General features: G+C 55.8%; 7 protein-coding genes. 2 read left to right on the forward strand and 5 right to left on the reverse strand.

What is annotated here, in order from left to right:
* Window positions 1-217: 217 nt before the first annotated feature.
* Window positions 218-7573, reverse strand: a complete 7356-nt coding sequence (locus G5S47_RS06525) for a hypothetical protein (RefSeq protein WP_219585418.1) — start codon at window positions 7571-7573, stop codon at window positions 218-220.
* Between the two features lie 124 nt (window positions 7574-7697).
* Between G5S47_RS06525 and G5S47_RS06530 the strand changes: the two genes are divergently transcribed.
* Window positions 7698-8348: a restriction endonuclease subunit S domain-containing protein gene (locus tag G5S47_RS06530; protein ID WP_219585419.1), complete on the forward strand. Its 651-nt coding sequence runs from the start codon at window positions 7698-7700 to the stop codon at window positions 8346-8348.
* Between the two features lie 2 nt (window positions 8349-8350).
* Window positions 8351-9277 carry a site-specific integrase gene (locus tag G5S47_RS06535; protein WP_219585420.1) on the forward strand — a complete coding sequence of 309 codons (927 nt, stop codon included), beginning with the start codon at window positions 8351-8353 and terminating at the stop codon, window positions 9275-9277.
* Here G5S47_RS06535 and G5S47_RS06540 read toward each other — a convergent pair.
* The 4 genes from G5S47_RS06540 to G5S47_RS06555 are packed head-to-tail and all read right to left on the reverse strand — an operon-like array spanning window position 9274 to window position 13231.
* Window positions 9274-9846: a restriction endonuclease subunit S domain-containing protein gene (locus G5S47_RS06540; RefSeq protein WP_219585421.1), complete on the reverse strand. Its 573-nt coding sequence runs from the start codon at window positions 9844-9846 to the stop codon at window positions 9274-9276. The genes G5S47_RS06535 and G5S47_RS06540 overlap by 4 nt on opposite strands.
* A 3-nt stretch (window positions 9847-9849) precedes the next feature.
* Window positions 9850-12444 (reverse strand): type I restriction-modification system subunit M, encoded by a 2595-nt coding sequence (locus G5S47_RS06545; RefSeq protein ID WP_219585422.1) that lies wholly within the window; start codon window positions 12442-12444, stop codon window positions 9850-9852.
* Entirely contained in the window at window positions 12441-13016 is a 576-nt protein-coding gene (locus tag G5S47_RS06550) for a DUF4357 domain-containing protein (protein WP_219585423.1), read from the reverse strand. Before G5S47_RS06550 ends, G5S47_RS06545 begins: the two co-directional genes overlap by 4 nt.
* Window positions 13013-13231 carry a hypothetical protein gene (locus G5S47_RS06555; protein ID WP_006681520.1) on the reverse strand — a complete coding sequence of 73 codons (219 nt, stop codon included), beginning with the start codon at window positions 13229-13231 and terminating at the stop codon, window positions 13013-13015. The genes G5S47_RS06550 and G5S47_RS06555 overlap by 4 nt, the downstream gene beginning before the upstream one ends.
* Window positions 13232-13317 lie beyond the last annotated feature (86 nt).

The raw sequence follows: 13317 nt of genomic DNA on the forward strand, positions 1-13317 counted from the left end.
TTTCTTTCCTTTCAATGTCATTTTGACATCGGTTGATGTCCTTGCTGCCCGAAGTTTCGGGCCAGGCATCTTCCGATGCCCCTACTATGTCCAGGATTCGAATTGCTGGTTATCTCGTCCCAACTTGTGCGTGTCGGATCTCTCCAGCAGGCACAAGATGAGTTATTTGGCTTTCCAGCGATCGGCCAGTTTCAGCTGTCCTACCGGCGGACCCCATTTAAGCCCTGGACTCTCCACGTCTAGTCCGATACAGGTAGCCACCCCCTGCCAAAGCAACTATCAACAGCGCCGCGTAACCCGCGACGTAGTTGAGGCTAAACACGCCCGTCTTGGGCAGTACAGCCTCGACAACATGAACCGTGATCGGCTTACGCACCCAGTTGACACCCTCAATGGGCGTGCCGTCGCCACTCACCGTGCCGTCGTCATTCAGTGTGAAGCCCTCGCCCACTGCGTAGACGTAACACTTGTACGTGCCAACCTGGGCGTCGTTTGCGTTGCCGTCAATCTTCGCGACAGTACGCGCCTTGTAGCCGTCCAGACCGATCTGGTCGGCGTTAGGCGTTTCGACACCGAACTTGGTGTCGCTGATCCCCACCGAAGGCTGGCCGTTTTGATCGGAAGGTAGGCCGTCAACGGAGCCGTCAGAGGCCTGGGACGGGGCGCAAAGCGTCTGAACGTTGATCTTCGAGGGATTCCCGTGAGAGAAAGCCTCAACGTTCATCGGCCTGAACATCGGCGAACCCTTAACGATCGTCTCCTCGTCGGGCATAACGTTCAGCTCCAACGCCTGCTTGATGTTAAGCAGGAACGTGCGCTCGCCAAGCCAGTTCTCGTCGACATGAGTGGTCTTGTTCAGCGACTTGTTCGGGCTGAACTGCGTGGTGTTGCGATCTGTGTTGCCGGTGGCGTCGGTGAAGTTCACGTGGCACATGTATGTCCCCGCCGACTTACCCTCCGTGCCGACAGTCAGTTGCCACGGGTCGTTAACCACGTCGGTTGCTGGCTCGAACACGCCGCTGTCGTTGAGCCTGCCCTGCTGGCCGGTCAAGGTCAGCGTCTGGCCACCAACGTCCTCAGTGTATTCGATGCCTTGGTGGAAAACCTTCCTGGGTTTATTGGCAGTTCCGCCGTCACCCACAACGGGCGCGCAGAATGTGGCGCTAGTCAGGTCAGTGTCCGTCGCGCTATGGCCAGTTATCGCAACCGGGTAGCTACCCTTGCCGTCGTTGTCTTTGACATAGACGTTGTTGATAACTGTGTCGGCAGCAACCTGGCCGTTCTCGCCAAGGTAAACCTCTTGATCGTTTATCCCGTCGATATTCGGAGGCGTGGCGTCCTCAACCGTCACCGTTATCGGTAGCTTGGCGACCTTCACCACGGTGCCGTCCTGGTAGGTCCAGCGAGCAACCATCTTGTATTCGCCGACGTTATTCAGCTGACCCTTGAACACGACATCGGTTAGGTTGCCGCGGGCGTCGCGCACTTCCTCTAGCGAGAGCACCGGATATTTATTCAGCTCGGCCGCATCAGCCGGTGGCGTCTCGTATTCCAGCGTGAACCCGCTACCCTTCTTCATGTTGGCCGTGACGCCATTCATGCCAAACAGGGAGTACGACTTGTGCCCGTCTTTCGAGTTGATCGGCTTGCCAACGTAGTTGGTCTCGGTCTCCAACAAGGTGCCTGCTTCACCGGTTATTGTCTGCGCGGTAAGAACGGTCTCGTTGTTGGCGACCGTCATGTTGTACCTGGCGGTGACAGTTGCGGTCTTGCCGTCATTGTTGCGGACGGTCAACTCGACGTCAACCCAGGTTTGTTGTTCTTTAGTCGGCGTGCCGATGAAGTAGTAGCCGTACTTCTTACACGGCTCGCCTTCGCCACCTGGGATCTCGCATCTAGTGCCGAAACTGACGCCTTCGGGTAGCTGAGCAGGGTTCACCACTCTCATGGAGTCGAGCTTCTGGTCGGTGCCATCGGAGTTCTTGCCCAGGGTGTATTCAAGCGGGCCCCACGTCACCGGGTTGTTTACCGTGCCGTAGAAATCGGCAGGTTTAAGCGTCGGCTTTGCAGCGGGCTCGGCCAGTACCTCAATGTTCATGATGAACGAGATCTCTTCGTGCTCGCCGTGGTCGGACGAGTTGGTGCTGGTCGCCGTCACCTTGTACTGGTAGACGCCCAGCGTGGCATCACCCGCGACCGTGCCGTCCAGCTTGATAATGCGCTTATTGCACGTCGCCGGATCGCCAGTGGCAAGCAAAGCATCGCCCTCATCGGTGAGACACTTGCCGTTGTTAGCTTCACCGAGGTTCACGCCTTTAGGACGGTTGTCGCCCATCGGCTCGAACTTCTTGATCTGGTATGCCGCCTCGCCAGCCTTAGGCCCAGCCAAGAACTTCAGGTCGAAGTTATCTCCGCGATGCACACGATAGGTGTCACCCTGCTTCCAGACGGTGGTGCCCGAAGCAGGCTGCTCCCCATCCATAGCCGGTGAGAAAGCGCCTTCGCCGGTCCAGGCTGTAATGACGGGATCTTTCAGGTCGACGTCAGGAAGAACCTCGATGCGCCAAGGCTCGGGAAGCGTTATGCGACTATTGGGAGTGCCAAAGGCGAATTGCGGCTCGTCAATGACGTCGACCTGCAGGTCGTGGATGCCGAGCGGAGCGCCGTAGCGCAGGCGACCCGTGGGCTTATTAGCCGCGCTATGCGGATTGAAGTTGGCGGGTTTGCCGTTCCATTCGTCAGGTAGCGATTCCTCAAGATTCTTGTCGTAATTCTGGGCCTCGAAGCCTGCTCTACCACGAGTGTTTCGGTACTTATCCATGAAACTGCCCTTGGAATAGATCGGCACGCCGTCCTCGGCGTCTGTGGAGATCACACAGCCGACGCGTTCGCTGGGCAGGTTATTGTTATCGCCGTTGTACATAACCGTGACGATGTCGAGGCCAAGCTCACGCCAGAGCTTTTCCTGCTCGTATTTCGGAATGAACTTTAACTTCTGGTTGTTGTAGCCATTAGAAATGGTGCCAGCATAGTTGGTTCCGTTGTGGTAACGGAATATGTACTTGCAGAAGCTGCCTTTTGCATTCCAGTCGACAAGACTATCCGTCTTAAATACCTTATTTTGGGCGTCCCACGTCCAATCGGAGGTGTCCCACTGCTTCGAGGCCCAGTCGCCACCTTCGGTCTTGTCAGTGGATTTCGTGTTGAAGTCCTTGGTGTTGTACTGTCCGACAATCCAACGCCCGTCAAAGCCGACCGGCTCGCCCCAGTGGAACTGGTGCGGACGCGGGTTCGACCAGTTCTCGTTGTAGAACCTGCGGGCGTTGTAGGGAACCAACACAGCCTGTTTGGTCTGGGCCTTGGGTAAAGCACGCTCAGAGTTAACGCCCTTGTGGATCACCTCGTTGCCGTTTGAATCCAGCACGGGGTTGCCGTTCTTGTCCAGCACCTTCGTTTCGGACATCCACTCGCGACTGAGGTAGTCGCCGGCCTTCTGGGTCTGGTAGTCGAAGGTGAGCACCTGAACACCGACGTTCAGCTCGGACTTGTTTGGAGGAGTAACACAACCATCAGGTGTATTGAGTTTGCCGGTGATCTGGTCTACAGGAATACTGCCGTCATCATTCCTTTGCATCTTGGGGCTGCACAGGACGATGTCTTTGTTCGGCATCTTCTCGCCACCGGGACGAACCAGGAAGTAGCCGGGATCCTTGTTTGTACCGACCTCGTTTTCCCAACGTTTCTTATCACCTTGTAAGCCTCCCCAGACAGTCTTATTACTCCACCAGGTGCGGGAGTCGTCTGACCCGCCACCTGGCTGGTTTCCCCAGACAAGTGTCGGCCAACGCTCGCCCGTGTTTCCGGAGACAGCATCGTAGTATTTGCCGTTGCCACGCACGCGCCAAACTATGTCATTAAAACCATCGACTGGCTTGCCGGTGACTTTGTTGTAGAACTGCCATGCACCGTAGTCAATGTTCGAGCTACCACCGGCAGCCGATGAAAAGTCTCCCTTGGTTTGGACGCTGTTCTTCAACTTGCCGTCACTGTTCCACACGATCAACTGGCCGGAACTCTGGCTACCGCCCTTAGTACGATCACTTAATACGCTGCCGGGCTGGTAGTCTTTGCCGTCGCGCACCTCCACGCGAATCGGGCCGTTACGGTAAGCCTCTTTAGTGCCCGCAACAGCATTTTCCGTAGCAAGGGCACCACTGTTAAGGCTGCGGCGATACGGGGTCAGATAGACCGGCGTACCATACGGGGCCCCGTAGAGCTGCTGGCAAGAACCCTCGCCGGTGCCCTCCGTGCAGGGGATGTGGCAAAACGAGCTGTTATTCTTGTCTTGATCTCGATTCGCTTCACCATTAGTGTTCAGTTCGCCGACGGTCGGGTTCTCCACGCAGTTTGTTTCGAAGTCGGCTTCGGTAAGCGATTTTCCGGCATCTGCCGTTTCGGCATCGGTGCCTTTTTTGTTGTATCCGTTCTTATAGAAACCACCGTATTTAATGCGATTGAACTGAGTGTAGGTGTCGGGATCCGGTATTATCTCCGTCGCGTAATCGGCATTTTGCTTTGGCGTGTAGCCCAGGTGAATCTCGGTATAGGGCAGGACAATCTCCGGCTGATCCCACTCCCAGCCGTCACCCAGCGCCGACCCGCCGGTGGTTTCACACTGTTTCTGGGAAAGCACCCTCATCGAGTCGGTGTCTAGCTTCGTGTCACCCCGCGCCAGCGTCAACGCGCCGCGCCCGGTGTTCGCCTCGTTAGCGCGGATACCGTCCAGCTCTGCCTCAGTGAAAGTCACCTGCTGTGAGCAAATGCCGTCACCATCGCAAGACGCCGTGATCTGCTTGGAGATCTCGGTGCCGTCGCCGTTGGGCTTAAACGTGAGCGTGTAACTGGTGCCCTTGTGCAGGCCCTTTAGAGTCACGGAAACATCGCCGGCGGTCTTGCCGTCTTCGCCACACGGCTTGCTGACCGCATCGATGAACGGCTCAAGAACCGTGAACGGACGCTGATCGACGACCTCATCGCGCGGGATGGTCATGCCCTTGAGCGGGTAGTTAGTGCCTACGTCTATCGGCTTAGTAACATCAAAATCCTGCTTAGCTTTAGTGTGCACCAACCGCATCAGATAATTGCCCGCAGCAAGGTCGACCGGCACATTCCACTCGCCCATTGACTTGTGGGCGAACTGGTCTTCAATGACTTCAACTACGCCGTTGGCATTCTTCTTGGTGTCGGGGCGAATCTGCGAATCGACCTCGCGGCAGGTTGGCTTGCCTTCAGTCAGCTTCAGTTTGCCGTCGGCATCTGCATCGCACAGCTCGACGCGGTGCGTGCCCTCATCGGTGTCACGCGACTCGCCCAAATCGAGATAGCTGGTGTACACCTTCTGGCCAGGCAGTGCGGTGTAGCTGGCTTCGCCCTCCTGAGACTTGCCGTAAGCGTCGTCGCGGGCCTGCCGCGCTTTATCGTTCTCGGCGGCCTCGTCAGAACCCTTAGTTATATTGCCCGTGTAGGTGAAAACCTTGGAATCGGTGACCCGCAGTGGCGCGATATTGATGACGTCGTACTCAGTCTGGCCCTTTGAATTGCCCAAAGCATCCTTCTGCGGCTCGCGCTTGGAGACCAGCGCCATCTGGTAATCGCCGGTCGGGAATCCCTCCGGCACTTGCATCTTCATCAGGCCATTATTTTTGGTAGCCACATCCTCGGAGGTGACCCAACCCTCTTCGTTGGCGAAATACCAAGACCCTCGCTCTGAAGCAATGGAATCCCAGGAGGAACCACGCGGCACGGCGACCAAACGGTAGCTGAAGCCAGGCATCGGCACCCTGATATTCGCCCAGATAGTCTTAGCGTCTTTGCTCTCCTGCTCATCAATGGTGCTCTCGTTTGCCAGCACCGACTCGGTGGAGTGCCGCGAATAATCCACCTCGGGCAGGGTTGGGATCAGACCCAGATCGAGACCAGTTCCAGCCAACTGGTAGTTATTCTGACCCACAGCCTGCGCAACCTCCCAAACCAGGAGGTCGGGCAGACAGTAGCCTGTGCGGAACTCACAGGCGCCATCGACTGAAGAAACACCAGTGCCAAACGGGGCGCCTGCGTTACCATAAGCTGGGCGGATCGTGCCATACCAGCCATTGGCACCAACCGCGGCGAAACCTTCGGGCAAACCACTGCCCGAAGAACTTGCCTTCAGGATGCGGCTCTTATTTTCAGGCTTCAGCAGCTCGTTATAAAGCCCTTCCGACTTGGCTTTTTCGGTGCCAGCATCCTCAGCCTGCGGGCGACGATCCTTGTTAATCAATGCCTTGATATCGGCCTCTGCCTCTTCATAGTTCGCTGGCGGCTCGATGGTCACCATGAACTTGGCAGGCGAAGCACCCGCCGAAATCGGGCGGTTATGAACTTCGGATACATCGTCCCAGCCGATGCAGAACGCGCCGTCCATATCGGTGTAGTCGTAGCGGGTCTGCAAAATGTCCGTCGGCTTGCCGAGGCCGTCCTGGGCATAAGAAGAAACCACAACTCGCACGCCAGGCACAGCCGGGTCTTTAGCTGCAGTTCGGTCTCTCTTGCCCGGCGCGCTATCCCAGCGGTCAAATCTGAACGTGCGGTCGGCATAAACGTGGCCGCACAGGAAAAGGTTAGTGTCAACGTTGCGCTTACCTGGCGCAACGTGACGCGACGAAGGCACCCACTGGTTCTTCGGCAGGTGCTTGCCCTTCTTGTCGTACTCGTCGCCCAGCGGGTCGGCGGGAGACTGACGGCTGGCAGGGTGGCCGTTCACATCATCCTTGTTCCAAGCGTCGTTCTCGTCTGCGGCGGTCTTCGTTTTGGGGCGGAAAGCCATGTTGAAGTTCGAGATCGAACCATGAATGTAGTTTGTGGTTCCCAACCATGACAGGGTTAGCGTGTCAACGACGTTGAAGCGGCCGCCGCCGTTGAGGCGCTTGGGGGTGAAATCTGCAAGCGGGCCACCAGGGTTGTAGTTGGACTCATCAACCCAGACCCGAACCCGGTCGAAGCGCTCGATACGTACGCGCGGGTTCTCTGCATCGGCAGGCAAGTTATACGCTTCGCGCAGCGCTGGACGGAAGTTGAAAGTGTAGTCACCATCCGCGTTGGTGGTGGCCTCGAACGGCACCGGGTTGTTGAACTCGTCGCGAGACATAATCACCGTGCCGTCAGACTTAATCAGCATGGCCTTCATCTTGACGCCTGCGATCGGCCAGTCCTGCGGGTCGAGACGCGTGGAAGCGTTGTAGATCTCGGGGTTGTGGCGGTGGTCATCGTAAACCTTGCCCCTAATCGTGCCGGGTTGCCCGCCCTCTAAGCCATCGTTGCCCAGGGATCGCGGTGCCGCGATCGCCTCAGCAGGTGTAAGTGTTATCAGCAGCAGGCAGCAAAGAAGGGCTGCTAAAAGCCCGCTCCCCCTCATGCGGAAGATCCCCTCCTTAGGTCGAGCTGCCCTCAAACGCATCCCAAACGCCCCTTCTTTGTTGCTTAGAACGGTTCCATAGTAAAGGTACTCTTCCAAAGAGAAGTTCGCAAACCCCATTTGCGAACACCGATAACTCTATTGAGCCGGTGAAAAATCAAATTTTCACAGAGGCTCTTCCCAAAAAACCGGGGTTAATACCCAAAACTTCAAATTCAGTGAAAGATGTTTCACTTCCCTAGCGATGGTCGCTAGTGCCTGCAAAATTATTGAAGGATTATTAGCAATTCGCGAATTCACGGTAACTCGAGATGCTGAGAGCACACAGCGACAATCGCCTTCGACGCCAGCTTGGGAACAGCGTAAGTTGGGGGAGGTTGCTCATCGGGTGATCCGGAAAAACGAGGGCAACCAGTCCGACCTTCCCCTCACCATCTCGGCTCAGCATGGGCTTGTGGACCAGCGCGACTACTTCAACAATCAAGTCGCTAACCGTGATATGAGCGGGTATTACTTGCTGGAGAACGGAGAGTTCGCCTACAACAAGAGCACTTCGGGCGACAGTCCATGGGGAGCGATTAAACGCCTGACCAAGTACGAAAAGGGCTGCTTATCCACGCTGTACATCTGCTTCGGGCTCGATCAAGGAGACCCTGATTTCTTGGTAACGTATTACGAGACGAATCGTTGGCATGGTGCGGTTCAGATGATTGCTGCTGAAGGCGCGCGAAATCACGGGCTGCTTAATATTGCACCAGACGATTTCTTTGAAACCGCGCTCACTTTGCCATGCTCAACGGAAGAACAAAAGCAAATAGGATGCTTCTTCACTCAATTGAATTCCCTCATCACCCTTCATCAGCGTGAGCCACCCCCACATGATGAAAGAGGGTAAAAATGCCAATCAGTATCAATGAAGAGTCGCTTTTCTGCGATTACTACTCGCAATGGATTAGCGTCTACAAAGAAGGGGCCATCCGTGAGGTCACCATGGGAAAGTACCGTCTCACGCAGTCTTGGCTAGCCAAACTGATTCCAGACCTGAAGATAAAAGATCTGGACCGGACCTCGTACCAGCAGCTCATTAATGGTTACGCAGAGCACCACGAACGCCAGACAACCATGGACTTCCACCATCAGCTTAAGGGAGCGATCCTTGACGCAGTTGACGAAGGATTCATTCCCCGCGACCCTACGCGCAAGGCCATCATTAAAGGAAAACAGCCACGTGCGAAAAAGATCAAGTATCTCAATCAGTTTGAGCTTCATGCCATGCTCGGCGACCTTGATTTATCAGGCGGGCCGAGTTGGGATTGGCTTATTCTCATAGTCGCTAAAACGGGCCTTCGCTTCTCCGAAGCCCTTGGGCTTACCCCCGAAGACTTTGACTTCGCTCATCAAACGCTTTCGGTGAACAAGACCTGGGATTACAAGAACGGCGGTGGATTCGTCCCCACGAAAAACGCCTCCTCGGTGCGGAAGGTTCAACTCGACTGGCAACTCATCATGCAACTTTCTGGGCTACTCAAAGATCTTCCGCCGACTGAGCCCATATTTGCGAAGGGAAAGGTCTATAACTCGACGGCTAACAGCGTTTTAGCGCGCCACTGCAAAAATGTTGGCGTGCCTGCCATATCCGTCCACGGGCTGCGGCATACGCATGCATCACTTTTGCTGTTCGCTGGCGTATCCATCGCCAGCGTATCCCGAAGGCTCGGGCATGCAAGCATGACCACCACTCAGGAAACCTATCTGCACGTCATCCAAGAGCTCGAGAACAAGGACATTGACATCGTCATGAGGGCTCTTTCGACTCTTATTTAACCTGTATCAGCAAATCGTGGCTCACGCTGATGAAGGGTGATAAGGGAGTCGAGAGAATCCAAGACCTTGCCAATCTCAGCCTGTTCATCAACTTCGGGGAACAACAACGGCAGCAGCATGAACTCTTCTACGCTGATGCTTCTCCCGTCGCGAATGCCGTAGGTGACGACTGAAAGGCTTTCGATAAAGCGCTGGGACATGAAGCGGTGCTTCCAGAACCTGTCACTATGCATTTGAGGCTCTTTAGCTGCGAAGACAGTGTATGCAGGTGAAGTGATGCCTTCCAACGGAGAGTGCGCAAAACCTCCCTGGAACGACCTCAGATGAACCACATGGTCACCGGGTCTAACTCGTTTGTATCCTGTCTCGTTGCTTTTGTCGTGCCCAACATATCGGCCGGAATCGTCTCTCTTGATCATGCCTTGATCTTGCGTTGCAGACAAAACAGGAAGGTCCGGATAGCCTCGGTCGTCAACCGTCTCGAAGATATCGCAGGCCTTACGCTGTTCCCAAGGGTCAGTGAAACCCTTGAACCTGATCTTTGGTTTTCTGCTCTCCACGTTACTCACCACTTACTCACCACCAAGGAGCTTCTGAAGCTCAGCCAGTCCGGCCATGTCGAACTCGTCTCCCACGAGGTTGTCGATCATGGTGGAAAGCTCCCTCTCGCTCGCCTCGATCTGCTCGCTGAGGTCTTTCAGCGTCGTTTCGTATTTGGAGCTGAGGGCGTCTACCTTCGAGGCCAGGTCATCAACGAGGACGCTTGGCATTCCGTACACGGCGTTTGCGAACGGCGCAATCCATTTCTTGGAGAGAAGCTCTTGGACTTGCTCGTCAGTCAACGCTTCAATGGTCTCCTTGCATGATGCATGAAGCTCGGCCCCGGCAGTCTTGATCTGACCCTTGAGCTTCTTCTGCTCATCGATGAGATCCTGGACGCGTTTCAGCGTTGCGACATAGCCCTTGAGCTCGGGATCTGTTTTGACCTCAGCAGCAAGAGCCTTCGCGAGTTTCTTGACCTCGGCGACCTTCCACGCCGCATTGTCGTCGTCGAGCGCCTCCGAGAGGGCCTCGCGCTCCTCTTCGGAGAGCTCCTCGGCGCTTTGGTCGATGTCGGACGTGCATGCGCTCAGCTGTTCTTCCAGTGCCTTGATCGCATCGGATTGATCCTTGAGCAGCGTCGCCTCGATCAGATAGAACGGGATGACGCGCCCCTCCCAGCCGTCTTGAACCTCGACTTCCTTGTTGTTCTTCTTCTTGATCACCATGTGCGGGTCAACCTTGGTGGCGGCGGACATACCTTCGGTTTGGAGCACCTCCAGGTCGAGAGATACATTCGCTGTCCATGTGTCGTCAAGCGCTTGGTATGCAGCATACGGATCGGCAAGCTCGATGCCTTCGAGAGCCTCGAACAGCTTGGAGGCGATCGACTGCTCCATCCTTGCGGCATCTACCGCGCACGGGTCGGAGACAAGCGCATCGTGGACCCAGTCGATGACGGGCTCCATGCATGCGTTGAACGACTCGCGGTACGCCACCACATCAGGATTTGCCTCAATCGCCGCACGGACGTCCTCCACAGCGGGCATCACGTACGCGCCGTCGCCCGCGAAGAGCTGGTCGCGCAGGCTCGGCCAAGCATTCCAATACCGCTCAAGCTCATCGACTTCACTAGCGGGAATCCCGCCAAACATGCTCGCATAGATGTCCCAGCTCTCGGGTCTATCCGACGAGTCCACATAGCGCGGGATGTTCAGGTTGTAGTCGTTGGAGCGGATCTCATCAAGAGAGACGAGACGGCTGAAGCCTTCGACGCTCTTACGTTCACACACGACGTCGGAGATTCGCTTGATGTCACATGCGCGCAGTTTGTTGTTCTTGCCGACCTTCTCAAAGCCCTTGGAGGCGTCCACGATCAGTACATCGGACTCGTCGCGCTTCTGGCGCAACACCATGATGATTGTGGGGATACCGGTTCCGAAGAAGATATTGGCCGGCAGGCCGATGATGGCTTGGATATGGCGGTTCTCCAACAGGTTGCGCCTGATCTGGCCCTCCTCACCACCGCGGAATAACACGCCATGGGGCAGAACGATGCACATGATGCCCTCGGGGCGCAGATGGTAGAGGTCATGCAGGAGGAATGCATAATCGGCCTTGCTTTTGGGAGCTAAACCGTATGCATAGCGCGGATCAACCTCCTTGTCGGTAGGGTCCCAGCGCTGGGAATACGGCGGGTTAGAGACAACCGCGTCCACATAGAGCGGGTTGTAAGTACCCGCGGGATCCGACTCGTCGAAGTAGGGCCAGTCATCTTCCAGGGTGTCGCCATTTCGCGCGGTGATGTTTGAGGGAAGGATGCCACGCATGATCAGGTTCATGCGTGTGAGGTTGTAGGTGTTCTCCTTGAGCTCCTGGGCGAAGTACTTGATGCCGTCCGAGCTGCCCACGCGCTTGGCGACGGCCTTACCAATGTTAATGAGCAAAGAGCCGGAGCCAGAGGTCGGGTCGCAGATGGAGATCTCGCTCTTCTCCTTGCAGTGCTCAGCCACAATCTCGCTCATGAGCTGGCTAACTTCGTGGGGCGTGTAGAACTCGCCGGCCTTCTTGCCGGCGTTCGCGGCGAAGTTGGAGATGAGGTATTCGTAGATGAAGCCCAGGACGTCGTAGTCAGCACGGCCACCCATGGGGATATCCTTGATAGTGTCCAGCAGGTCACGGATGGCCTTCGTTTGAGCGGCGGCGTTCTCGCCGATCTTGGACAGGCCGGTCTCAAGAGTCTCGAAGATACCCTCGAACACCTTCTTGTGAGCCGGGTTAATGTTGCGATTGAAGGCCGAGATGGAGGTTCGCACGTCGTCGACGGAGAACTTACGACTTGTGTCTGCGAACTCCTCGGACAGCCAGGTGGAGAAGAGGCTCTCGTGTCTGATGAAGTAGCCGATGTTCTTCCGGATGTACTCAACAGTCTCGCGGTCGTCCTCGGAAAGCGCTCGGATGTCCTCGTCCTCGAAGTCGTGCGCCTTGCACCAGCGAATCTCTGTTTCCGACAGGAACTTATAGAAGATGAAGCCCAGGATGTAGTCCTTGTACTCGTTAGCCTCGATCTTGGAGCGCATCTTGTTGGCTGACTCCCAGATCTTCGATGCGAGCTGCTGCTTGTTCATTTACTCCATTTCTTTCCTGTAGACGGCTCTAGTGTGTCGCCGCTAGTGTTTATCCATTCTGTCCAGCCGTTTCGCCTTCCGCCCAACGCGAATACGGCAGTGGCACTGGGAGAATTGAATTCGAGATTGTCTTCGAGGATCGAAGATTCCTCTTTATCAGGGCCTATCTGGGAGTGAGGAATGTTCGCGTTGTCCGTTTCGTATGAGCCGTGGGAAGTGATGGAAGAAATCGATGTTGCCTCAAGAGCGTCGAGGACACCTCTGTCGATGCTGGCCTCGTGGTCCAGGAATATGATGGCCCTGTTCCAGATTGATTTCCTTGCCTTGTGCGCGTCCAATCGGGTCACGCCTTGAGTTGTCTGGCCCGTGTAAACGCGGTTTAGGTTCCCGTGGTCTTCATCGAGAAGGTAGCAGATCCCTCGAGGCGGGATATCCGGCAACTGTTTGGCCTCTAGGAGATTATCCCTGGGGATAACGCTGGTCACCAGAGACTCACCCTCGACACGGCAGATGCGAATGCCGTCAAGATCGCCTCCGATGAGCTGCATTGTGCTGGTTTCGAGGCTAATCATCGCGTCACCTCCTCAGCCCAATCAGCAAGTTGTGCGATAAGCCCGGCTCGGACCATCGCACTGAAGTTCGTCCCTTGGAGTGCAGCTGCGGCCTTTGCAGCATCACGTAAGTTCTCGGGAAGCCTGATGGTAATGGCAACCTGCTCACCTTGTGCGAGGTATTGCTGTATTTCAGCAGGATCAGCACCATTCTTCACTAGCTCTATGTAACTCATCGAATGCTCCCGAAACATTACTTTTGCAATACAAGATATTTTAACTCAAAGCAAACACCGCACAACATCGTTAGCGCGACATTCGA

The organism is Schaalia turicensis (assembly GCF_019380255.1).
In the GTDB taxonomy this organism is placed as follows: Bacteria; Actinomycetota; Actinomycetes; order Actinomycetales; family Actinomycetaceae; genus Pauljensenia; species Pauljensenia turicensis_A.

Bases quoted from the DNA above. Each gene is read 5' to 3' on its own strand.
- G5S47_RS06525 (WP_219585418.1), bottom strand. From the start codon at position 7,573: ATGGGGTTTGCGAACTTCTCTTTGGAAGAGTACCTTTACTATGGAACC.
- G5S47_RS06530 (WP_219585419.1), top strand. From the start codon at position 7,698: ATGGTCGCTAGTGCCTGCAAAATTATTGAAGGATTATTAGCAATTCGC.
- G5S47_RS06550 (WP_219585423.1), bottom strand. From the start codon at position 13,016: ATGATTAGCCTCGAAACCAGCACAATGCAGCTCATCGGAGGCGATCTT.
- G5S47_RS06555 (WP_006681520.1), bottom strand. From the start codon at position 13,231: ATGAGTTACATAGAGCTAGTGAAGAATGGTGCTGATCCTGCTGAAATA.
- G5S47_RS06535 (WP_219585420.1), top strand. From the start codon at position 8,351: ATGCCAATCAGTATCAATGAAGAGTCGCTTTTCTGCGATTACTACTCG.
- G5S47_RS06545 (WP_219585422.1), bottom strand. From the start codon at position 12,444: ATGAACAAGCAGCAGCTCGCATCGAAGATCTGGGAGTCAGCCAACAAG.